The 22,069-nt window shown below is 60.5% G+C and carries 19 protein-coding genes; 17 read left to right on the plus strand and 2 right to left on the minus strand.

The window, feature by feature from the left end:
* The first annotated feature begins 6 nt into the window (after positions 1-6).
* From J2046_RS23780 to J2046_RS23825, 10 genes are all read left to right on the plus strand, one after another.
* Entirely contained in the window at positions 7-735 is a 729-nt protein-coding gene (locus J2046_RS23780; RefSeq protein WP_037156479.1) for a PIG-L deacetylase family protein, read from the plus strand.
* The gene (locus J2046_RS23785; RefSeq protein ID WP_210056119.1) at positions 735-1,406 is read left to right on the plus strand and encodes a 4-carboxy-4-hydroxy-2-oxoadipate aldolase/oxaloacetate decarboxylase; all 672 of its coding nucleotides are present in this window, start codon (positions 735-737) and stop codon (positions 1,404-1,406) included. Before J2046_RS23780 ends, J2046_RS23785 begins: the two co-directional genes overlap by 1 nt.
* A gap of 23 nt (positions 1,407-1,429) precedes the next feature.
* Positions 1,430-2,485, plus strand: coding sequence for a 4-oxalomesaconate tautomerase (locus tag J2046_RS23790; protein WP_210056121.1), 1,056 nt, complete (start codon positions 1,430-1,432; stop codon positions 2,483-2,485).
* Positions 2,486-2,499: 14 nt separating this feature from the next.
* A complete protein-coding gene (locus J2046_RS23795) occupies positions 2,500-3,372 on the plus strand; it encodes an NAD(P)-dependent oxidoreductase (protein WP_210056123.1) in 873 nt (290 codons plus the stop codon).
* 176 nt (positions 3,373-3,548) lie between these two features.
* The gene (locus tag J2046_RS23800; protein WP_037156487.1) at positions 3,549-4,283 is read left to right on the plus strand and encodes a GntR family transcriptional regulator; all 735 of its coding nucleotides are present in this window, start codon (positions 3,549-3,551) and stop codon (positions 4,281-4,283) included.
* Between the two features lie 146 nt (positions 4,284-4,429).
* Entirely contained in the window at positions 4,430-5,842 is a 1,413-nt protein-coding gene (gene ligM, locus J2046_RS23805) for a vanillate/3-O-methylgallate O-demethylase (RefSeq protein WP_210056125.1), read from the plus strand.
* 90 nt (positions 5,843-5,932) lie between these two features.
* Positions 5,933-6,856 (plus strand): methylenetetrahydrofolate reductase, encoded by a 924-nt coding sequence (locus J2046_RS23810; RefSeq protein ID WP_210056127.1) that lies wholly within the window; start codon positions 5,933-5,935, stop codon positions 6,854-6,856.
* Between the two features lie 79 nt (positions 6,857-6,935).
* Positions 6,936-8,186: a LysR substrate-binding domain-containing protein gene (locus J2046_RS23815; RefSeq protein WP_210056128.1), complete on the plus strand. Its 1,251-nt coding sequence runs from the start codon at positions 6,936-6,938 to the stop codon at positions 8,184-8,186.
* Between the two features lie 91 nt (positions 8,187-8,277).
* Positions 8,278-9,057: an IclR family transcriptional regulator gene (locus J2046_RS23820; protein ID WP_210056130.1), complete on the plus strand. Its 780-nt coding sequence runs from the start codon at positions 8,278-8,280 to the stop codon at positions 9,055-9,057.
* Positions 9,058-9,229: 172 nt separating this feature from the next.
* Positions 9,230-10,243, plus strand: coding sequence for an amidohydrolase family protein (locus J2046_RS23825; protein ID WP_210056132.1), 1,014 nt, complete (start codon positions 9,230-9,232; stop codon positions 10,241-10,243).
* 54 nt (positions 10,244-10,297) lie between these two features.
* Here the strand turns inward: J2046_RS23825 and J2046_RS23830 are convergent, their stop codons facing one another.
* Positions 10,298-11,110 (minus strand): MBL fold metallo-hydrolase, encoded by an 813-nt coding sequence (locus J2046_RS23830; protein ID WP_210056134.1) that lies wholly within the window; start codon positions 11,108-11,110, stop codon positions 10,298-10,300.
* Positions 11,111-11,297: 187 nt separating this feature from the next.
* Here J2046_RS23830 and J2046_RS23835 point away from each other — a divergent pair, with 187 nt between their 5' ends.
* Positions 11,298-12,404 (plus strand): acyltransferase family protein, encoded by a 1,107-nt coding sequence (locus J2046_RS23835; RefSeq protein ID WP_210056137.1) that lies wholly within the window; start codon positions 11,298-11,300, stop codon positions 12,402-12,404.
* Between the two features lie 201 nt (positions 12,405-12,605).
* On the opposite strand, the gene J2046_RS23840 is transcribed toward J2046_RS23835, so the two are convergent.
* Positions 12,606-13,514, minus strand: a complete 909-nt coding sequence (locus J2046_RS23840) for a LysR family transcriptional regulator (protein WP_210056138.1) — start codon at positions 13,512-13,514, stop codon at positions 12,606-12,608.
* A 235-nt stretch (positions 13,515-13,749) separates the two neighbouring features.
* On the opposite strand from J2046_RS23840, the gene J2046_RS23845 reads away from it, so the two are divergent.
* From J2046_RS23845 to J2046_RS23870, 6 genes are all read left to right on the plus strand, one after another.
* Positions 13,750-15,813: a hydantoinase/oxoprolinase family protein gene (locus J2046_RS23845; protein ID WP_210056139.1), complete on the plus strand. Its 2,064-nt coding sequence runs from the start codon at positions 13,750-13,752 to the stop codon at positions 15,811-15,813.
* Between the two features lie 3 nt (positions 15,814-15,816).
* Positions 15,817-17,526 carry a hydantoinase B/oxoprolinase family protein gene (locus tag J2046_RS23850; RefSeq protein ID WP_210056140.1) on the plus strand — a complete coding sequence of 570 codons (1,710 nt, stop codon included), beginning with the start codon at positions 15,817-15,819 and terminating at the stop codon, positions 17,524-17,526.
* An 11-nt stretch (positions 17,527-17,537) separates the two neighbouring features.
* Positions 17,538-18,650 (plus strand): M24 family metallopeptidase, encoded by a 1,113-nt coding sequence (locus tag J2046_RS23855; RefSeq protein WP_210056141.1) that lies wholly within the window; start codon positions 17,538-17,540, stop codon positions 18,648-18,650.
* On the plus strand, positions 18,647-19,702 hold the full coding sequence (locus J2046_RS23860) for an aminopeptidase P family N-terminal domain-containing protein (protein ID WP_210056142.1): 1,056 nt from the start codon (positions 18,647-18,649) through the stop codon (positions 19,700-19,702). The genes J2046_RS23855 and J2046_RS23860 overlap by 4 nt, the downstream gene beginning before the upstream one ends.
* Entirely contained in the window at positions 19,699-20,985 is a 1,287-nt protein-coding gene (locus tag J2046_RS23865) for an MmgE/PrpD family protein (protein WP_210056143.1), read from the plus strand. The genes J2046_RS23860 and J2046_RS23865 overlap by 4 nt, the downstream gene beginning before the upstream one ends.
* Before the next feature lie 63 nt (positions 20,986-21,048).
* On the plus strand, positions 21,049-22,029 hold the full coding sequence (locus J2046_RS23870) for an ABC transporter substrate-binding protein (RefSeq protein WP_210056144.1): 981 nt from the start codon (positions 21,049-21,051) through the stop codon (positions 22,027-22,029).
* Positions 22,030-22,069: the final 40 nt, after the last annotated feature.

A 22,069-nucleotide genomic window follows, 5' to 3' on the forward strand; every position in this document is an offset into this window, starting at 1 on the left:
ATTTCCATGGCAAAGACAGCATTGGTCATCAGCGCCCATTCGGCCGATTTCGTCTGGCGGTGCGGCGGTGCGATCGCCCTTCACGAGGAGAAGGGTTATGAAGTCACCGTCGTTTGCCTTTCCTATGGCGAACGCGGTGAAAGCGCCAAGCTCTGGAAGAACCCGGGCATGACGCTGGAAAAGGTGAAGACCGAGCGCCGCAAGGAAGCGGAAAACGCCGCGAAGGCGCTCGAAGTTACCGATATCCAGTTTTTTGATCTTGGTGACTATCCGCTCGTCGTGGATCAGGAAGCCAAATTCAAGCTAGTCGAAGTGATCCGCAAGGTGCAGCCGGAATTCATGCTCTCCCATTCCAGATGGGATCCCTACAACACCGACCACATGTATGCGACGCAGGTGGCGCTCGACGCGCGCATGATCGCCCAGGCCTGGGGCCATAATCCGGGTGAGAAAATTCTTGGCGCGCCGCAACTCTATCTTTTCGAGCCGCACCAGACCGAACAGATGGAGTGGAAGCCGGACGTCTTCCTCGACATTTCGCCCGTCTGGGAGAAAAAGTGGGCGGCTATCCAGTGCATGGAAGGCCAGGAGCACCTGTGGCATTATTACAAGAATGTCGCCGAGAACCGGGGCAACCATTTCATGCGCAATTCAGGCGGCCAGTCCGGCGGGCGCAAGTCGACCCATGCCGAAGGCTTTCAGTCGGTCTTCCCGCGTACTGTGGATGAACTCTGATGTCGGTCGTCGTCCAGAACATCGAGCGTGCGGATCAGTCGGTCATCGACCGGCTGGCCGTTTGTGGCGTCGCGACCGTGCATGAAGCGCAGGGCCGAAAGGGCCTGCTCGCCAGCTATATGCGGCCGATCTATACGGGCGCGCGTCTTGCGGCGAGTGCCATCACGATCTCTGCGCCTCCCGGCGACAACTGGATGCTGCATGTGGCGATTGAGCAGATCAGGCCGGGCGATATCCTGCTGCTCGCCCCGACGAGCCCCTGCGAGGATGGTTATTTCGGTGATCTCCTCGCAACGTCCGCCTCGGCGCGTGGCTGCAGAGGCCTTGTCATTGATGCCGGGGTCCGCGATGTGGCCGATCTTACTGCAATGAGATTTCCCGTCTGGTCCAGAGCTGTCTTCGCCCAGGGCACGGTCAAGGAGACGCTTGGTTCCGTCAATGTGCCGGTCGTCTGCGCAGGGGCTTATGTCCGTCCGGGCGATGTGATCGTCGCTGACGACGACGGCGTCTGCGTTGTGCTGCGTGAGGAAGCGGAAGCGGTGGCCAAGAAGGCTGAGGCCCGCATGGCGGCCGAAGATGATAAGCGCAAGCGGCTCGCCGCTGGTGAGCTTGGCCTCGATATCTACGACATGCGCGGCCGGCTTGCCGAAAAGGGCCTTAAATATATCTGAGCACTGCGAGATCGGAGGCGGTCATGAATGGAAATGAAACCGGCGTCCGGTGCATGTGGATGCGTGGTGGCACGTCCAAGGGCGGTTATTTCCTGGCCGAGGATCTGCCGGCCGATCGGGACAGCTTCCTCCTGCGGGTCATGGGTTCGCCCGATCCCCGCCAGATCGACGGCATGGGCGGTGCGCATCCGCTGACGTCAAAGGTGGCGGTCGTGAAGAAGTCGGAACGGGAAGGGGTGGATGTCGACTATCTCTTCCTGCAGGTTTTCGTGGATCAGCCGATCGTCACGGATGCGCAGAACTGCGGCAACATCCTTGCCGGCGTTGGACCTTTCGCCATCGAGCGCGGCTTGGTGCCAATCAAGGGCGAGAAAACCGAAGTCTCCATCTTCATGGAGAACACCGGCCAAATCGCGATTGCTACGATCGAAACGCCTGGCGGGAGGGTGAATTACAAGGGAGAGGCCAGGATCGATGGGGTGCCGGGTACGGCAGCGCCCGTGCCGATCGTCTTTGCCGACACGGCCGGCTCCTCCTGTGGTGCATTGCTGCCGACCGGAAATTCGGTCGATGAGATCGAAGGTATCGCCTGCACGCTGATCGATAACGGCATGCCCTGTGTCGTGATGCGCGCCGATGTACTCGGTATTATCGGCACCGAGAGCCCCAAGGAACTCGAAGCGAACCAGGAGTTGCGGGCGAAGCTGGAGGCGATCCGGTTGAAAGCCGGGCCGATGATGAACCTTGGCGAAGTCACCAAGAAATCCGTGCCGAAGATGACCATGGTATCGGCGCCGACGGCGGGCGGGGCGATCTCGACCCGGACCTTTATCCCGCATACGTGCCACGACGCGATCGGCGTGCTTGGCGCGGTCAGCGTCGCGACTGCCTGCCTCCTGCCGCAAGGGCCGGCAGCCGAACTGGCCGTAATCCCCGAGGGCGACGAGAAGCTGTTATCGATCGAACATCCGACGGGGGAGATGAGCGTCGTTGCGACGATGAAGGGCGATGAAGTCGATCGCGCTGCGGTTCTGCGTACGGCGCGCAAGCTTTTCGACGGCATCGTTTTCACAGGTTAAGCAAAGGGCAAGATATGAGGATCTCATTCTTAGGCTTCGGTGAAGCGGCGCGCGCCTTTCACGATAGCCTTGCGCCGAAGCTGGAACATGGCGAATTCCGGGCCTATGACCTGTTTCTCGATCACGCCGACAGCGCCGACGAGATGCGGGCGGCGATGACGAGCCGCGGTATCAAGTCTGCCCAGTCTCCCGCAGAACTCGGCGATGCCGAATGGATTTTCAGTGCCGTCACCGCCGACCAGAGCTTGAACGCTGCGCAGTCTATCGCTCCGTATCTCGGCCAGGGGGCGCTGTTCATCGATATCAATTCCGTCTCTCCGGAGCGCAAGCGTGAGACCGCGGCTCTCATCAACGGCTCGGGTGCCGAGTATCTCGACATGGCCGTCATGGCGCCGGTGCATCCGAAAGGCCACGCGACACCGGTCCTGCTCGCGGGCAAGTCGGCAGCCGAGTTGCTGAGGCGCTTTCGCGACCTCGGATTCAATGTCGAGGTCGCTGGAGACGCGCCCGGTTCGGCAACCGCCATCAAGATGGTGCGCTCGGTTTTTGTCAAAGGTTTGGAAGCGATCACGGTCGAAGCGCTGCTTGCAGCCGAAGCCTCCGGATGTTTCGAGGAAATCCTGTCCTCGTTGTCACAAAGCTTTCCCGGGCTCGACTGGTCGAAATTTCCTGATTATCAGTTCGAACGCACGACCCGTCATGGTCGCCGCCGTGCTGCCGAGATGCGGGAAAGTGGTGTCACGCTCGACGCGCTCGGGCTTAACGGAGGGCTTGCCCGGGAGATCGCGGTCGTCCAGGACGCAATGGCTGCCAGTGGCATCCAGCCGGGCGACGATCTGATGGACACCGTCGCACGTGTTCTCGCTGCACGCCGTCAGTTGAAATAGCGCCAAAAACATTGAGTTTATGCTGTATACGCGTCAGCTGCCGGCCGGAGGATGCAGCTCGTCATCCACAGCCTGGCGGTCTGTATACATCGGGCTTGGCCAATTCGTCAGATGTGGCTAAGATTTCTGGATCGACGGGCGCGCTTGCGCCAGCCTCGACGCAGGAAGGTGCTGATTTGGAAGAGACCGCAAGAACGACCCACACGATGCGCGCACTGATGGAGTTGCGCAAGAAGATATTGAGCGGCGACTATCCCGGCGGCACCCGGCTTTTCGAGGTTCCGCTCGCGGAGACGTTGCAGATTTCCCGTACGCCGGTACGCGAGGTGATGTCGCGCCTTGCTGAAGAGGGACTGCTTGACCGTCTGGCGAATGGCGGTTTCGTGGTGCGAAGCTTCACTTATGCAGATGCGGTCGACGCGATCGAGCTGCGTGGCGTATTAGAAGGAACCGCGGCGCGGCTCGCTGCTGAGCGCGGTGTTTCTCAAGCCGGATTGGACCAGCTTCGGGACCTTCTGGCGCGGCTTGAGGAATGTTTCGGCCAGGCGTTGGATGAAGTGGATCTGGAAGCTTATTCCGAGGCGAATGCCAAATTTCATGCAGGCCTCGTTGAACTTTCCGGAAGCACGGTGATCCAGCGCGAAGTCGACCGAGCCACGCGGCTTCCCTTCGCTTCACCTTCGGCGTTTCTTTCCGGTCGGGCGCATGTAGTCGCCTTCCGTCAATCCCTTCATATCGCGCAGGACCAGCATCGTTCGCTGGTGTCGGCGATTGCTGGCCGCGAAGGTGCGCGGGCGGAGTTCATCGCTCGCGAACATGCGCGCATTGCCCGCAAGAATCTCGAATATGCCGTCTTCGAGGACCCGGAACTGATGCTGACGGTTCCGGGCCTCGTCCTCCTCAATTCCTGACCGGTTCGTCACGAGTTTTCCACTGAACTGAAGCCTTCGGTTTACTAATCCGAGGGCGACTGTCAGCCTGCCGAATATTCCCCCTTGCATTTGTGCGTTGATGTCGTCATGTATACATCATACTTCAAACCACAGGGAGGAATTCCGTGACCCAAGCCAATCTTACTCAAGTTTTGAAGGATGCCGGCAACACCGTCGAGCATCTGCGCAACTCCAAGACCGGCATCTATGTATACCCGGTTGTTGCTCCGGAGTTTTCCAACTGGCGTTCCGAACAGGCTGCATGGCGCGAAGGCGCCGTTCTCTTTGACCAGTCGCATCACATGGATGAATTGGTCGTCGAAGGTCCGGATGCCGCCAAATTCCTCGAAAGCCTGGCGATCAACAGCTTCGCCAATTTTGGCACCAATCGCGCCAAGCACTATGTTCCGGTAACGCCGGCGGGTCATGTCATCGGCGACATGATCATCTTCCGCGAAACCGAAGAGAAGTTCGTTCTCGTCGGCCGCGCTCCGACCGCGAACTGGCTGCTCTACAACGCTTCGCTCGGCAAGTATAACGTCAAGCTCACCCACGACCCGCGCTCCCCGTCGCGTCCGGATGGCAAGCTGGTTACCCGCATCCATTACCGTTTCCAGATCCAGGGTCCGGATGCGCCGAAGGTCTTCGAGAAGATGAACGGCGGCCCGATCCCGGATATCAAGTTCTTCCACGTCGACTGGATCAATGTTGCCGGCCGCAAGGTTCAGGCTCTTCGTCATGGCATGGCCGGCGCTCCGGGTCTCGAAATCTGGGGACCGTATGCGGAGAAGGACGAAGTCCGCGCCGCGATCATCAAGGCAGCTGAAGACGCCGGCGTCGACCTGCGTCCCGTCGGTAGCCGCGCCTATGCCACCAACACACTGGAATCCGGCTGGATTCCGTCGCCGCTTCCGGCGATCTATACCGGCGCCGAACTGCAGGCTTATCGCGATTGGCTTTCGGCGCAGAGCTACGAAGCCAGCGGTTCGATCGGCGGTAGCTACGTCTCCGACAATATCGAAGACTACTACCTGAACCCCTACGAGCTGGGTTACGGCGTCTACGTCAAGTTCGACCATGACTTCGTCGGCCGCGCAGCCGTCGAGAAGCAGAAGGAAACGCCGCAGCGCCGCAAGGTCACCTTCGAGTGGAACTCGGACGACGTCGTCAAGGTGATCGCTTCAGCCTTCCAGCCGGGCGAACAGGCTGCCAAGTGGATCGACTTCCCGCTCTCCAACTACGCATCGTCGAGCTTCGATAAAGTCCTGAAGAACGGCAAGGTCGTCGGTCTCTCCATGTTCAACGGCTATAGCTATAACGAGCGCTCCATGCTGTCGCTCGGCGTCGTCGATGCGGACATCAAAGAGAACGACATCCTGACGTTGATCTGGGGCGAGCCGGATGGCGGCACCTCCAAGACATCTGTTGAGCAGGGCCATAAGCAGGCCGAGATTCGCGTTCGCGTCGCGGCTGTGCCCTATGCCCAGGAAGCACGCGAAAATTACGCCGAAAGCTGGCGCACAAAGAAAGCCCTCTAACTGCATGGCGTGCGAGAACGGGGTTCTCGCACGCCGCTCCGTCCATTTCGGCCGGGCGTTCATCTTGGAGCAGACGGGGGAGGATCAAGGATGGCACTTTTAAATCTTTTCAAAGGAAAGCAGGAAGAGAGGTTCGTGGAGCCGGCCAGCTTCAGGGACCTCATCGAAGGGTATTCGATCGAGGTCATGCCGCGCACGGCGGCGAAGATCGAAGACTTCAAAGCGCTGCTACCGAAGGGTACACGGGTGTATATCGCCCATATCGACGGCACGCCGATCGAGGAGATGGTTCAGACGGCAAAACGCCTGAGCACGGACGGCTTTCCGGTGATGCCGCATTTCCCGTCGCGCATTATTCCAAGCGCCGCTATCCTTGAAGATTGGATCAAACGCTACCACAACGAAGCAGGGGTCGAACAGGCGCTGCTGCTCGGAGGTGGCGTCTCGACCCCGGCAGGCGACTTCGACAGCTCGATCCAGCTTATAGAGACTGGCCTTTTTGACCGATATGGCTTCAAGCGCCTGCACGTTGCCGGCCACCCGGAAGGCAACAAGGACATCGACAAGGACGGCGGCACGAAGATCGTCGACGAGGCGTTGAAGTTCAAGCAGGCCTATTCAGAACGCACCGATGCTGAAATGGCAATCACCACGCAGTTCGCTTTCGATGCCAAGCCTGTCATTGCCTGGGCCGAACGCATTGCAGCTGCCGGCATCACGCTGCCGATCCATCTCGGCATCGCCGGCCCAACCAAGTTGCAGACGCTTATCAAATTTGCGATCGCCTGCGGCGTCGGGCCGTCCCTCAGCGTCCTGCAGAAGCGCGCGCTCGATCTGAGCAAGCTGCTTACACCCTATGAGCCGGACGAGTTGCTGACGAATATCGCCGATTACAAAGCTGCTCATCCGGAAAGCCTGATTCAATCCATCCATGTCTTCCCGCTCGGCGGTATCCGTGCCAGCGCTGAATGGATGAACGAACAACTGGCCGGCGAGCGTAACGTCGCTCCGTGATTTTCCTGGGGCGAGGCGTGTGTTGAACTCGCCTCGCATCCGCTGCCGGGAGGAGTAAGGCAGGGGAGGATATCGAGGGATGAACTATCCCAATCTGCGCCACATTCGACTGTTCTGCGCCTGCCTGCGTGCCGGCTCGCTGACGCAGGCTGCCGATATCGTCGGAGTCACTCAACCCGCTGCATCGCAAGCGATTTCCCGCCTTGAAGATCTCTTTGGCGCTCGTCTTCTGGAGCGTGGCCCTGGCCATGCCATGGCAACGCCGGAAGGTCGCGTCGTGCAAGGCCGTTCCCAGCGGGCTCTGGAGCTTATCCATGCCGGCTGTAAGGAACTCCAAGTCGATTCCGGATTGCGCAGTCTGAGTACCGATACACGGCTGACGATCTCTCATCTCAGGGCACTGCAGGCTTTTTCCCAGGCGGGTGGATTTCCTGGGGCGGCACGCATCCTCGAACAGTCTGGAGCCGCGGTTCAGCGTACGGCGCGCAACGCGGAAGCGATTTTGGGAGTAGGCCTTTTCGAGGCAGACGGAAGGATCACGCGGCTTACCAGCGCCGGTCATGCGGTCGCCCGATGGGCCGGCCTTTCTCTGAAAGAGCTCGGCAATGCCATGGAGGAGGTGCAGGAGTTGCGCGGCAACTTCGACGGCTTGATATCGATCGGTGCGCTACCTATGGCGCGTACGACGATCGTACCCGACGCGATCGCGTTACTGGCTTCCACCTATCCGTTGGCGCGTTTCGAGATCCTGGAGGGCAGCTATGAGCAGCTTCTCAGCGACCTCGAAATGGGCCATATCGATTTCCTCATCGGCGCTCTCCGCAGCCATGTAGCGACCGCACTGGTTCAAGAACCGCTTTTCGATTTCCGGCTCGCGGTTGTCGCCGGTGCCGGCCATCCGCTTTTGGACAAGGCGGACGTGTCAATCAACGATCTTGCCGAGTACCCCTGGGTCGTGGCGCGCAAGGGTACGCCGAACCGCAGCACGTTCGACGCACTGGCGGCGACGTTTCCGGAAGGGCGACCAAAACAAGGAACTGTAGAGACAGGTTCGCTGACGGCGCTACGCGGCATTCTCATGCAATCGGATCGATTGGCATTGCTCTCCCGGCATCAGCTCAGGCATGAACTGAAAGCCGGGTTCCTGACGCTCCTGAATTACGAAGTGCCGGCAATGCCGCTTTCCATCGGGATCACCACGCGCTGTAACTGGCATCCAACCGCCCTCCAGGCGGAATATTTGTCGGCGATCCGCCGGGTCGTTACAGGGGAGGCGGCGGCGAGTGCCTCAGAGGGAGCGCGTCTATCCACGCTGAAAGCAGCCGAATAGCGCCACTTGCCATTGTAGATTTCGTGTTTATCGTTATTTCCGCTTATGTTCGGCCGTCCGACGTCGCGCCGTTGAAAGAGAGCGGAGCATCTTGATAAAGAAGGCCGTCAACAGTCTCGAACGCCTGCAAGCTGTGCTTGACGTTTTCACTGAAGACCGTCTGGAATGGACGCCGGAAGAACTGATGGAAGAGCTCGGCTACAGCCGACCGACGCTCTATCGCTATCTGAAAATTCTGAAGGACCGTGGATTCCTCACGTCGATGCCCAACACCGGATTCACTCTCGGGCCGAGAGTGGTGGAGATGGACTATCTCCTCAGGAAATCCGATAACCTTATCCTGTCGGGGGCACCGTATTTGCGGAAACTCACCGAGCGGTATGAGTGCACGGCGCTTCTGGTCCGCTGGTACGGGGAGAAGATTCTCTGTGTCGATTCCTTAAGTTCCAGCCGTGAGGCGATCAGCAGCTATCCCCGCGGCCGGCCGATGCCGCTCAGTCGCGGCGCAATCGGTCGTTCCATCATCGCATTTCTGCCGCGACGCAATCTGGTGCCGCTGATCAAGCGCACGCTTCACGAGTGGCAGGCAGCGGGTGTTGGCGACACCGTGGATGCCGTCCTGAACGGACTCAAGTCGGTCCGCAAGAAGGGGTATGCCGTGGCCTATGGCGAGGTGACGCCGGGCGTTACCGGTTTCGCCGCGCCAATTTTCGATGCCGGCCAAAGCCCTATCGCGAGTTTTTCCGTGACGATTGCTCAGGATCAAGTCAGGGGTTCCGCCGTAGAGGAGATCGGTCTGGAAGTTCGCCTTGCAGCCGGTGAAATCAGCGCTGCACTCGCTTCTCACAGGCACAAAATTTTGAGTCAATAATCTCATATTACAAGAAAATTTATTGACTTTCAGCGAGTGTCTCCGCATCTTGACGCGACGGAGCGTGGCCGTGACGTTGGCGTATCTCCGCTCGCAGATTTTTCGGAAGCTTCGGCCACTGCACTTTTCGAGTTCGCGGTGCCGCGCGGAGCAAATCAGGAGGAACCATTCCATGAAGAAGATCGATATTTTCAATCACATCTGGCCGAAGCCGTTCTTCGATCGCCTGATTGGCTATATCGGCACCATGACGGACGTCACCATGCGCAGTGGCGCAGTGCCGATGATGACCGACCTCGACCGTCGTTTTCAGGTCATGGACATGTTTGGCGGAGATTATCAGCAAGTCCTGTCGCTCGCGTCGCCGCCGCTCGAAAAGCTTGCCGGCGCCGAGCGTGCACTTGACCTCGGCCAGATCGGCAACGACTCCATGGCCGAACTCTGCCAGAAATATCCGGAACGCTTCCCTGCCTTCATCGCCACCGCGCCGATGGAAAATGAAGAATGGATGATGAAGGAAACCAGGCGTTGTATCGAGGATCTCGGTGCCTCCGCCATACAGATCTTCACCAACTACAGCGGCAAGCCGCTCGATCTGCCGCAGTTTGAGCCCTTCTTCGAATATATGGCGAAATCCGGCAAGCCGGTCTTCCTGCATCCGTCGCGCGGCGCAAACTTCCCGGATTACCTCACTGAAGACCGTTCGGAATACGAGATCTTCTGGACCTTCGGCTGGCCATATGAGACCTCGGCGGCCATGGCGCGCCTCGTCTTCTCGCGTATCTTCGACAAGTACAAAGGCTTGAAGGTCGTCACCCACCATGCCGGGGGAATGGTGCCCTTCTTCGAAGGCCGCGTTGGCGCAGGCTGGGACCAGATGGGCAAACGCACCTCCGATCGTGACCTTTCGGTCGTGCTGAAGGCGCTGGAGCGGCCGCATTTGGAATACTTCAAGGAATTCTATGCCGATACGGCGAGCTTCGGCTCGACCAAGGCCATTGAACACGCGATCGAATTCTTCGGGGAGGACCGCGTCGTGTTCGCATCCGACGCGCCGTTCGACCCGGAAGGCGGTCCGATGTATATCCGCGAGACCATCAAGGTTCTCGACAACATGAACATCTCCGATGCCACCCGGCAGAAGATCTATGAGGGCAATGCCAAGAAGCTGCTTGGCCTGAAGTAAGCGATTACTGTTTGGACCTTCCCAAGCGCGCGGATCCCCGGGTCTGCGCGTTTTTCATTCTTCCGGCCCTGCAAGGCGGGCGATATAGCGCTCTGCCGACCGGGTGACGATCTCCTGGCCGTTTCTCCGAACATTCTGGTGCGAAAAGGCGCCATAGATGCGTTCGAACGGCCAGGGTGCCAGCCGCTCGGCAACATCTGCGACTTCCACGGCGCTGAGCGGCAGCATGTTGGGATAGCTCCACATGAAGGAAACATAGTCGGCGCCAGGTGTCACCTGCACGATGTCGCCGGCGAACAGCACGCCCTGGCCATCATCGCTTGCCCAATGCAGCATCGTACCGCCGGCGAAATGCCCGCCACCGCGGACAAGCGTTATGACGGAGGATAGGACAAGTGCATCGTCCTCCCACAGCCGGATGTAATCCGAAGGGCGGCAGACCCACTCCTTGTCGGCGGCATGCAGATAGATTGGCGCATCGAAGGCCGCAGCCCAATCCTGCATCGTCGTGTAATAATGCGGATGCGAAATGGCGATGGCGCTCAAGCCGCCCAGAGCCTGAACTATCGCCTTCGTGGCATCATCGAGTAACGCGATGCAATCCCAAAGCACATTTCCCACCGGGGTCTGAAGCAGCAATGCGCGTTGGTTGATGGCGAAGGCCGGCATGGTCTGGATCGCCATGAGGCCAGGCTCGAGCTGGAGCCAAGCGTTGCGATGTGTTCTTGCGAGTTTCTCCGTGGTCGTCCACGCCTGACCGGAAGCAGGGACGTACTGACGTTCATCATTGCAGATCGGGCAGGCTGCCGGCGCTTCATTCGTTTCGCCAAAGGACGTGCCGCAAGCGGAGCAGAGAAAAACAGTCATCGAATCCTCCCTCGTTATTGGATCGTGCTGCCAGGAAACAGATAAGAAATGATATTCGCGACAGAAAGAAAAGCGTTGCTTGTCTTATGGACAATCGGGAGGTCCACATTCGCGCTGATGGATTCATCTTTTCCAAAGGCTCCCGCGGTAAGGTTCGCGCTAATTTTCTTCGCGCACTGAGGATCGGATGACGAGCCCGAAGACGTCACGGCTGCTGAACCTGGATATCCTGCGCCTCATTTCGGCGCTGATGGTGCTGACGTTCCACTACGGTTTCCGGATGCGGATTTCGGGCGAAGGCGGCGGCTTAGGCTTTCCGGAACTGGCACCTGTCGCCATGTGGTTCGATACGGGTCTGCTGATCTTCTTCGCGATTTCCGGCTATGTCATCACCATGTCGGCGGAGGGGCGTTCTGCCTATGATTTTGCTGCGGGGCGTTTCGCCCGGCTCTGGCCGACCTTCATTGTCTGTGCGAGCCTAACGGCCGTCGTGCTTACCATTTGGCCAGTGCCGACCATCGATCCCCCAACCGTCGGACAGTGGCTGGCGCATGCTGTGATCATCTCGCGCGGGTTTGGCCATCCATTCCTCGACGGCGCCTATTGGACGATCGCCTACGAGATGATCTTTTACGGCTGGATCTTCCTGATGATCGCGACGGGCGTTTTCAACCGCAGCTGGCGAGTTGTCGTGATGGCTTGGCTGGCAATTTCCGTCGTCAACGAGATGACGATCGGCAGCGGTGTGATCCGGAAACTGCTGATCACCGAATATTCCGGATACTTTGCCTTCGGATTGGCGCTTTATAAGACGCAAAAGCAACTCTCGATGGTGAGCCTCCTTGTGTTGGCTGCGGCTGCCTGTTGGGCGATCGTGACGCCGTTCCTCACCGAGCCGGATTTCGTCGAAATGTATGGACTGAACCGGAGCACTTTGGGCCTTGCTTCGATCGGGCCACTGGCGCTCGGCGTGATGGCCTTGTGCGCGACAGCGCCGTCGCTGCGTATCTCGCCACCACTGGCGATCGGCCTCGGTGGGCTAACCTACCCGCTCTATCTGCTCCACCAGAACATCGGTTACGCCCTCTTTGCGCATTTCGGCACGGAGCAGAACCGCTGGGCTGTGGCTCTCATGCTGATTGCGGTCCTGCTTCTCGTCTCTTGGGGGATCGCCGGAACCATCGAGCCAAGGGCGCGGCGGGCAATCATCCGTCTCTCCCTCCGCTTCAAGGAAGCATTCCTGCGGTTCAAGTCGCGGGATGCCTTCGAAACCCAGCAATCGGTCAAGAAGTAGGCCCGGTCGTAGTTTCTTTTCCTGGGCATCGTTCTGGTTTTCGTGGGGTTTGTCTTCGACACGATGCTGGCCTCCGCGGGCTCGGCGCTAGGTCGCTTCCTGAGGTATCATCCTCTGATTCGGGCTATCCAGAAGTGGATGTTCGCATCGCTGCTGATCGGCTTTGGTGTACGCTTGGCGCTGTCCGGTCGACCGCAATAGTCAGGCGAAGGCTTTGTGGTTGGTCCTGAGATAATCCATCAGGTCAGCCGCCGGCTTGGAGAGCGGCCGGCGAAGCGAGGCGATCTGGCGGACGTCGAAGGTCAGATCGTCACCGGCGAAGTCGAGTTTCGTAAGCTGGCCGCGCTCGATATCGGCGGCGACGCTTCGCTCCAGCGAACAGGCGATGCCGACACCGGCGACCACGAATTCGCGCAGGAACTGATACTCCGTCGCCTGGGCAGCGACCTTCACATGGCTGACCCCCGCATTGGCGAGCAGTTTCGAGACGCCGCGCCCGAATAGCGAAGAGGGCGGCGGACCGACGAAATCGTAGCGCGCCACGTCCTGCGGCCTGATCCGCTTGCGGCGGGCGAGCGGGTGTTCGGGGGAGGCGATCAGCACCAGCTTTTCCCGGCCGATGATCTCGGCGCGCACGCCGCGCAGGTCTTCGTTCCCTAAAAAACAGCCGACATCGGCGACACCGTCGCGTACTTCGGAAAAAACGTCTTCCTGCTTGCCGATTCTGAGGACGAGCTGGATATCCGGCCGAGCAAGCGCGAAGTCGGTGATTTCCTTGCGTAAAACGAAGTTGGCCAGGCTGCGCTGGCAGGACAGCACAACCTGCTGGCCGGTCTCGCCGCGGATTTTCACTACCTCGGCCCGCATGTCGTCGGCTTCTGCCAGAAGCTCGCGCGCATGTTGTAACACGCTCCTGCCTATCTCTGTGAGCAGCGGCTTGCGGCCGCGCCGGCGCAAGAAGATCTGGCCGCCGATTTCCTTCTCGATCGCCATGATATGCGCGCTGACGGAGGGTTGGGCGATGCCGAAACGATCCGCGGCGGCCGCGAAGCTTCCCTCCTCGACCACTGCAACCAGGACTTCCATGCGCCGGAGCGTGACATTGAACATGGTGATAACCTATAGCCTATAGGCTATCAAACCTAAAGCCTCCAAACCCGTTGCTAGTTATCGTTCGAATGGATCAAATGCTGTTCGAGGACGAGGAACGACATGGAACATTCTGATTTGGGAGCCTGACGGGATCACCGTCAGCCGGAGCGTTCTTGTCGCCTGAGGCCGAGGTTTCGGCCAATCCCTGAAGAGACAGCATTCCGCGCGCCGTGGCGTGCGGACAGGAGGACGTATGAATATTGTCGGAATTGATATTGGCGGTACTTTCACCGATCTTGTCGGTTATGTCGACGGAAAGATCGTGACGTCGAAGACCTCGACGGTGCCGGCCGATCCGACCCAGGGCATAGCCCGCAGCCTGGAACTCGCCGATTGCAACCCGAATGCACTCAACGAAATCCTGCATGGCTCGACCATCGCCATCAACACAGTGTTGGAGCGCAAAGGCGCCCGCACGGCGCTGATCACGACGAGCGGTTTTCGCGATGTCTATGCTATCGGCCGCTCGAACCGCATCCAGGCCTTCAACCTGTTCTTCAAGCGCCCGCAGCCGCTCGTGCCGCGCAGCCTGACCTTCGAAATTCCGGAACGCGTCCTGGCTTCTGGCGAAGTCCTGCAGGCCCTCGACGAGAAGACGGTCGCGGGTATCATCGCGGAAGTCGAGGCCGCCGGCGTCGAATCCGTCGCGGTCTGCCTGCTGCATTCCTGGGCCAATCCTGCCCATGAACGTCGCGTTGGCGATATGCTCCGGGAGGCGCTGCCGAATGTCTTCGTCACGCTGTCACATGAAATTCTCCGCGAATACCGTGAATACGAACGTTCCTCGACCACCGCGCTCAACGCCTTCGTCGGTCCGCGCGTCGAAGGCTACCTGAAGCGACTGGAAACCTACCTCCGGTCCGGCGCCTTCGGCGGCAAGATCCATATCATGCGCTCTAACGGCGGCGTCATGTCGATCGGCCAGGCGCAGGAACAGCCGGTCTCGATGATGGAATCCGGCCCGGTTGCCGGCATGATCGGCGCGGGGCGTCTTGCGAAATTGCTCGGTCTGAAGCGCTGTATTGGTTTCGACATGGGCGGCACCACCGCCAAGTCGAGCCTGATCACCGATGGAGCGCCTGCTATCGAAACAGGTTATGTCATTGGCGAAGAGGCCGATGGCCAGCCGATGCAGCTGCCGGTCGTCAATATTGTCGAAGTCGGCGCCGGCGGCGGTTCGATCGCCTGGGTCGACAACGCCGGCGGCCTGCATGTCGGTCCGCAGAGCGTCGGCGCCGATCCGGGCCCGGCTTGCTATGGCAAGGGTGCGGATCTGCCCGTCGTCACCGATGCGGACCTGATCCTCGGCCGCATCAACCCTGAGCGCTTCCTGAACGGCGGCATGCCGCTCGACAAGTCCGCGTCCGAACGGGCGATGATGAGCAAGGTCGGCACGCGGCTGGGGCTCAATGCGGTGGAAGCAGCACTCGGTGTCGCAAAGATCGCTGACACGTCCATGTCGCTTTCGGTGCGCGCCGTCTCGATCCACAAGGGCATCGATCCACGAGATACGGCGATGATCGCCTTCGGCGGCGCAGGTCCACTGCATGCGATCGCGATCGCACGCGAAATCTACATCCCGCAGGTCATCATCCCGAAGCTGCCCGGTACCTTCTCCGCACTCGGCATGCTGATGGCCTCCTGGCGCCAGGATTTCGTGCAGACCTTTATCGGCCGGGTGGGCGAACTCTCGGAAGACGCGGTCAACAAGGTTTATGCGGAACTTGTCGCCAGCGCCCGCGAGCAGATGAAGCGCGACGGCATTTCCGAGACGGAAGCAGATTACCGCTTCTTCGCCGATCTGCGTTATGTCGGCCAGGAACATGCGATCTCCATCACGATCGAGAGTACAGCCCAGCTTTCCGGCGATACGAGCGAGGTCCGCAAACGCTTCGACGCCGAGCATGACCGCCGCTACAGTCAGTCGGCGCCGACCGAGGCTCTTGAAATCGTCAGCCTGCGCCTGGTGCTCACCGCCGCCCGCACCGACAAGGTCGCCGAGGAATGGCTGTCACGTCCGTGGGAGCCGGAAGCGGAGGCCGAAGTCGGCAGCCGCGACGTCGTCTTCGATGATGCGTCGAAGCCGCTCAAGACCGCGATCTACTGGCGCCCGGCGCTGCCGGCCGGTTTCAGGCTCACCGGTCCCGCGGTGATCGAGGAGCCGAACTCCACGATCCTGATCCATCCCGGCGATGAGGTTGTCGTCCATGAAGCCGGCCATTTGCTGGTGACGCTCGCCAAGCAGAGCGAGGAATAAGATATGACTTTCAAGAAGAACGATCCGATCACCGTTGAAGTCGTCCGCAATGCCATCGTTGCCTATGCCGATGAAATGGCCGAGGCGCTCTGCAAGTCCGCCTACAACATGATGATCTATGAGGTCCGCGACTATTGCTGCGGCCTCATCGACACGACCGGCCGGATGATCTCGCAGAACCGCGGTGGCCTGCCGATCTTCCTCGCCGACCTCGGGATCGCGGTCGAGGATGGCATTAAAAAGTACGGCCTTCAGGGTTTTGACCAGGGCGACGTCCTCGTCATGAACCACGGCCATATCTGCGGCCAGCACCTGAACAACGTCGTTGTCTATGCACCCTGCTTCCATGACGGCGAACTGATCGGCTTTGCCGCCAACCGCGCGCATTGGGTGGATATCGGCGGCGGCCGCCAGGGTTTCGGCTCAAACGCGACGACGGATATTTTCTCCGAGGGCCTGCAGATGCGCTCGCTGAAGATCTACAAGGCCGGCGAACTGAACGATACGCTCTACCAGATCATCCAGGACAATATCCGTTATCCGGATGCGAGCCTCGGCGACCTGCGCGCCCAGATCGCGTCCTGCCAGATCGGTGCAAAGCGTTTCTCCGAACTCGTCGCCCGTTACGGCCGCGCTGTGGTGGAAAGCTGCGTCGAAACGATCTGGGATCATGCCGACAAGGCGGTCCGCCAGGTTGTCGAGCGCATTCCGGACGGCACCTATTCGGCTGAAAGCTATCTCGACAATGACGGCCGCGATCTTTCGACGCCGCTGAAGATCGCCGTCAAGGTGATCGTTTCGGGCTCGACCATCACCGTCGATTTCCACGGCATGCATCCGCAGGTCAACGGCCCGCTGAATTCCGGCCGTTCGGGCGGCATCGCCGCGGCCCGTGTCGCCTTCAAGGCCCTGACTTCGCCGGAACTCGACGTCAACGAGGGCTGCTTCCGGGCGCTGAACGTCGATCTGCCGGACGGCACGATCCTGTCAGCCCGTCCGCCGGCGGCGCTCGGCCAGTGGAGCATCGCGCTGCCGACCGTCATCGACACGATCCTCAAGGCGCTTGCGCCGGCCGTGCCGGAGCTCATCCCGGCCGCCCACAAGGGCGACATGGGAGGCTGCTCGTTCTTCGGCTTCTACGACGACGGTTCGCGCTTCCTGCTGATGAACATCTTCGGCGGCGGCTGGGGCGGCCGCCCTCATGAGGACGGCGAGTCCGCGGCGGTTTCCGTCTGCCAAGGCGACGTGCGCAACACGCCGGTCGAATTGCAGGAGATCAAGTATCCCTTTATCATCGAAAAGCATGCGCTGAGGCCGGATTCCGGCGGCGCCGGCGAACATCGCGGCGGTCTGGGCATCGAGCTGACCTACCGCTGCCTGCGCGCCTGCCGCGGCAATATCAACTTCGACCGCACCGTCACCCCGCCCTGGGGCCTGCATGGCGGCAAAGCTGGCGAGATCAGCCTCGCGATCATCGACCGGGCCGACGGCACGCAGCAGAAGGTTCACAAGGCGACCGACGTACAGTTCAAGCCGGGCGACCGCATCACCTTCCTCACGGCCGGCGGCGGCGGCTATGGCGATCCGCGCAACCGTTCTCGCTCTGATCTGGAAGAGGATCTCGCCAACGGCCGCGTCTCGCCGGAAGCGGCGGTCCGCGACTATGGCTACGACGAACCCGCCCAACCGCGCCGCATCGCGGTAAACGGTTGAGGAGCGTGACGATGATCGGCGAAATCCGCAAGAGACGGTTGATCGAGGCGATGGAGGATGCGGGGCTGGACGGCCTCGTGCTCTACGGCAATGCCTGGCAGAACGACTACCTGCGTTATGCCGCCGATTTCGGCATTCTGGAGGGCGAGGGGCTGGCGGTCGTCACCCGCGATGGCGACGTGACCCTCTATCTCGACGACGAGCTGGAAGGCGAGCGTGCTGCGGTCGAATGCCCGGAGGTGAAGACCTCGATTGCCAACGATCTGATCGGCACCGTATCGGACGTCGTCGCCCGGCTGGGCAACAGCCGCATCGCCGCCGGTCCGAAGCGTCATCTGCCTTACGGACTTGCCGCCCGGCGCGGCGACCTGTGCTTCGAGGACGCGACGGCACTGCTCGACCGGCTGCTGATGGTGAAATCCATCGACGAGTTGAATGCGGTGCGCAGCGCCGCACGGCTGGCTGACGAAGGTTATGCAGTGTTTCGCAATGCCGCTGCCGTTGGCAAGAAGGATTACGAGTTGATAGCGGAGATCGAATCCTTCTTCCGCAACGAAGGTGTCGACGACAATTTCATGATCATCGGCGTCGGTGGTCCGGAAGTGCGCGGTATGGCACCGCCGCTCGGCAAGGTGCTGAAGTCGGGCGATCTGGTAACGACCGAGCTTACCCCTTGCGTCAACGGTTACTACGTGCAGATCTGCCGCACGCTTGTGGTCGGCGAGCCGAACGAGGCGCAGCGCAAGGTCTTCGGCATCTATAACGACGCGCTCGAAGCCGGGCTTGCAGTGGTAAGGCCGGGCGTCACCGCCGCCGATATCGCCCGCGCTGAAAACGACATTTTTCGCGCCCACGGTTTGGGCGAATATGTGACCAGCGAATATACCCGCGTGCGTGGTCACGGTCTCGGCCTCTTCCCGGATACCAAACCGCATATCCTCGAAGACGTGAATACGGTGATCGAGGAAGGCATGTCGTTGATCGTGCACCCGAACACTTACAACCCCGAGATCGGCTATTTCGTGCATGGCGACTCGCTGATCGTCCGCGCCGATGGGCCGGAAATTCTGACGACGACGCCGCGCCAGCTGTTCTCGGTCGATGCGAGGAGGGTTGCGGCATGAGACATGGCCTGATCCTCTGGCGCGAAGGCGAACTCTCGTTTTCCGACGTGAAGGCGCGGCAGGTTCGCCTGCAACAGGCGATCATCGCAGCCGGCCTGGATGGCGTCCTGATCTACACCAACCATGTGCGTTCGGCTGGCGTTACCTGGGTTTCCGGCTTCACGCCCTACTGGTCGGACGGGCTGGTTCTGGTGCTGCGCGAAGGCCTGCCGATCTTCCTGACGGCGCTTTCGAAGCGCGTCGGCGAATGGGTGAAATCTGTCGCTCCGACATTCGAAGTGGCGCACTCGCCATTCCCGGGCAAGCTCGCCGGCGAGCGGCTGGCCAAGGTGGGCGCCAAACGCCTCGGCGTGGTCGAACTGGACCGCATGCCGGGCGGTGTTGTGGAAGAGATTGACTCGGTCCTGCCGGTCGAGCTTTCCGATGCGACCGACCTATTCACCAAAGTGCGTGGTCAGGTCGATGGGGCGGAACTCAATCTCGTGCGCCTGACGGATGGGATCGCCCGCGAGGCCTTCAAGGCCGGTGATGCAACTTCGAAATTTGCCGGCGATTTCACCGGTCCCGTCGAACGGGCGGTGCGTCTAGCCGGCGCCGAGGAATGTTATGTGGCTGTCGCGCCCGATCTTTCGAAGGATCGCTGCTTCATCCGCACTGGCAAGGCGGCACTCGGCCGCACCTTCGCGGCGCGCCTTTCGGTCGCCTATAACGGCGTCTGGGTCCGCCGCATAGAAACCTTCTCAGCTGTTTCCGAAATCGCGTCGCGCCTTGCCTCCGTGAGCGTGGAGCTGGACCACGCTTCTCCCATCCATCCGGCCGATGGCTCGATTTCGGCTTTCTATCTGCCTGATGGGGCCAAGCTCATCGACTGGCATCTCGAAGCGCCCTATGGCACGCGGCCGCTCAAGATCGTCGCAGACGCCGAGAAGCCGCTCGCCGCACCGGTGCCCTACGGCATCCTGACGACGGCCTTTACCCAGGGCGGCGAGACGATCGTTGCCGCACGGCCGGTCGGGATTGGTGATACATGGCGACGAGAGGCAGCCGAATGAACGCACGTGATCTCGTTTCCATTCTTTCGGTGATCGATGGCGGGGACCAGAAGCTCCGTGATCTCGTGAGCCTGCATACCGTCGACGCGCTCGCATGTCTGGCGGCCGGCGCCGGTTCGAGGGAAGGTTCCTCACTTCTCGCCTTCTATCGCGAAACCGGTGCGGGCGACGCAGTCTCCTCTGCTGCGGGCGCGTCGGCGGTTATCCGTTTCACGGAATGGGATGCGATCCATGTTCCTTCCTGCGCTACGCCGGATGCGATGGCAGTGCCGGCGGCGCTGAGTTTTGCGCAGGATATTCCGACCTATGTGAAGGCTGTTGCGGCAGGCCATGCGATCGGTGTCGCACTGTCGGAAGCGGTCGGCGGTGTCGCGGCCCTGCCGGAAACATGGCCTGGCCTGTTTGCCGCGCCGGCTGTCGCCGCCGTCAGTGCGGCAATCGCGATGGGTCTTTCCGATGAGCAGATCGCGCAGGCGTTGGTGCTTTCGGTGGCCGGCAGTTCAGGCCGCAATGGGCGCCCCTCTGGCATGCCGTCTGCGCGCTGGCTGGTGATCGGCGAGGCGGTGCTGAAGGGTATTCGTGCGGCGCTCGCTGCCAAAGCCGACATCAAGGGTGATCTCGATCTCCTTTCTCCCTGCTGGATGAAGGGGCAGGCGGCTTCGGCGGTCCCGCTTGAGGCAGCCCATATCAATTCGGCCGTGATCGCAAAGGTCGTCGCAAAGCCGTTCGTCTCCGCCCGTCAGGGCATCAATGCCATTCAGGCATTTTCGACCCTTCTGCAGAAAGGTGCCGATCCCATTGATATCGAAAGCGTGCAGGTCTATCTGCCGCCCGTCGCCGTGCCGGTTGTCAGCCGGCCGCTTGCGGCCGAGGATCGCCTTTCGACCATCGCTCACCTTGGCCTCCAGCTCGGTATCGCAGCTTTCGAGCCCGCCCGCCAGATGGATGTCGATCGCAGCCGGGCGTTCGGCACGGATGTTTTGGATTTCGCAAAACGGGTTACGGTTTCCGCCGATGAAAGCCTCACCGCTGAAGGCTGGCCGGCGCGAGTTGTCGTCTCGGAGAAGGGGCAGACACGCGAAGCCGTCTGGCCGCAGAATTTCAACGAGGATGCGCAGGCCGTGCTCGATCGCAAGATTGAAAGCCTGCAGCCGGCCGTTGCCCACGCATTGCAGCGGATCGAGATGGCGTTTACAGGCGCCGACCCATCGGCGGTCGCCGAAACGCGCGGCCTGATGCGGAGCCTGACCGATAGCCCGGCTTCGAAAAGCGAGGCCGCTTAGGGCCAAGAGTTCAAACATAACAGATGCCGTGGAGGAGTACCGGCATCGAACAAGGAGGAGAGAATGCTGAAATTCCTGAAAATTGTAGCGACGGCGGCGGCTCTGACCGCGCTGTCCTGGAGCGGGGCAAGCGCCCAGGCGATCGAGAAAAAGGACATCACGATCGGCTTGCCGCTCAACACTTCGACATTGCTGCCGATCTACGTCGGCGATGCCAAGGGCTTCTTCACGGAAGAGGGTGTCAACGTAAGGGTTGTCGCCTTCAAGGGTGGAACGGAACTGGTGCGCGGCATGGTCGCCGGTGCGGTGGATATCGGCGTCGGCGCCTTTTCCGAAGCGCTGGTCGGCGTCGAGACTGGCCAGGGCGTGAAGGTCTTTTATGGCGGCTTCAACATGGCAGTCTTCGATTGGTATGCCGTGCCGTCGATCAAGACGCTCGAGGAAGCCAAGGGCAAGCGTTTCGGCATCTCGACCTTCGGTTCCTCAACTGACTTTCTGACCCGTTATGCGCTTTCGACCAAGGGCATCAATCCGAAGACGGACGTGCAGATTGTGCAGGGGGGCGGCTCGGTTCCACGCCTTGCCGCGATGGAAGCTGGTCAGCTCGAAGTCAATATCTTTGCGACGCCGGAAAAGTTCATGGCGGCGGATCGCGGTTTCAACCTGGTTCTGCAGCAGAAGTCGATCGCGCCGGACTTCCCTTTCCACGTCTTCTATGCGCGCGAGGACTTCATCAAGAACGATCCGAACGCCATCAAGGCCGTGCTGCGTGGCTTTGCCAAGGCGGTCCGCTGGGCGAAAGCGAATAAGGACGAGTCGGTCAAGCTTCTGGCTTCCAAGCTCGGACTTGAAGAGAAGTATCTGAACCGCGGCTATGACGATTTCATCGATGAGATCTTCGAAGACGGCCGTATGCCGAGCGAGGCCGGCATGAAGACCTTCTGGGACATCGGCATCATGAACGGCACCTACAAGGAGCCCATGCCGGTTGAGAAATACTGGGTCGGGACATTCCACGACACCTACAACGAATGGAAGCCGTAGGTCTTTTTGTATGATAGTATGGCAAGGGCAGGCGAAAGCC

The sequence above is a fragment of the Neorhizobium petrolearium genome, from assembly GCF_017873175.1.
GTDB classification, from domain to species: Bacteria; Pseudomonadota; Alphaproteobacteria; order Rhizobiales; family Rhizobiaceae; genus Neorhizobium; species Neorhizobium petrolearium.

Excerpts from the sequence above, each read along its gene's own strand:
- J2046_RS23780 (WP_037156479.1), top strand. The coding sequence starts at position 7 with ATGGCAAAGACAGCATTGGTCATCAGCGCCCATTCGGCCGATTTCGTC.
- J2046_RS23785 (WP_210056119.1), top strand. The coding sequence starts at position 735 with ATGTCGGTCGTCGTCCAGAACATCGAGCGTGCGGATCAGTCGGTCATC.
- J2046_RS23790 (WP_210056121.1), top strand. The coding sequence starts at position 1,430 with ATGAATGGAAATGAAACCGGCGTCCGGTGCATGTGGATGCGTGGTGGC.
- J2046_RS23795 (WP_210056123.1), top strand. The coding sequence starts at position 2,500 with ATGAGGATCTCATTCTTAGGCTTCGGTGAAGCGGCGCGCGCCTTTCAC.
- J2046_RS23810 (WP_210056127.1), top strand. The coding sequence starts at position 5,933 with ATGGCACTTTTAAATCTTTTCAAAGGAAAGCAGGAAGAGAGGTTCGTG.
- J2046_RS23815 (WP_210056128.1), top strand. The coding sequence starts at position 6,936 with ATGAACTATCCCAATCTGCGCCACATTCGACTGTTCTGCGCCTGCCTG.
- J2046_RS23825 (WP_210056132.1), top strand. The coding sequence starts at position 9,230 with ATGAAGAAGATCGATATTTTCAATCACATCTGGCCGAAGCCGTTCTTC.
- J2046_RS23830 (WP_210056134.1), bottom strand. The coding sequence starts at position 11,110 with ATGACTGTTTTTCTCTGCTCCGCTTGCGGCACGTCCTTTGGCGAAACG.
- J2046_RS23835 (WP_210056137.1), top strand. The coding sequence starts at position 11,298 with ATGACGAGCCCGAAGACGTCACGGCTGCTGAACCTGGATATCCTGCGC.
- J2046_RS23840 (WP_210056138.1), bottom strand. The coding sequence starts at position 13,514 with ATGTTCAATGTCACGCTCCGGCGCATGGAAGTCCTGGTTGCAGTGGTC.
- J2046_RS23845 (WP_210056139.1), top strand. The coding sequence starts at position 13,750 with ATGAATATTGTCGGAATTGATATTGGCGGTACTTTCACCGATCTTGTC.
- J2046_RS23850 (WP_210056140.1), top strand. The coding sequence starts at position 15,817 with ATGACTTTCAAGAAGAACGATCCGATCACCGTTGAAGTCGTCCGCAAT.
- J2046_RS23855 (WP_210056141.1), top strand. The coding sequence starts at position 17,538 with ATGATCGGCGAAATCCGCAAGAGACGGTTGATCGAGGCGATGGAGGAT.
- J2046_RS23860 (WP_210056142.1), top strand. The coding sequence starts at position 18,647 with ATGAGACATGGCCTGATCCTCTGGCGCGAAGGCGAACTCTCGTTTTCC.
- J2046_RS23865 (WP_210056143.1), top strand. The coding sequence starts at position 19,699 with ATGAACGCACGTGATCTCGTTTCCATTCTTTCGGTGATCGATGGCGGG.
- J2046_RS23870 (WP_210056144.1), top strand. The coding sequence starts at position 21,049 with ATGCTGAAATTCCTGAAAATTGTAGCGACGGCGGCGGCTCTGACCGCG.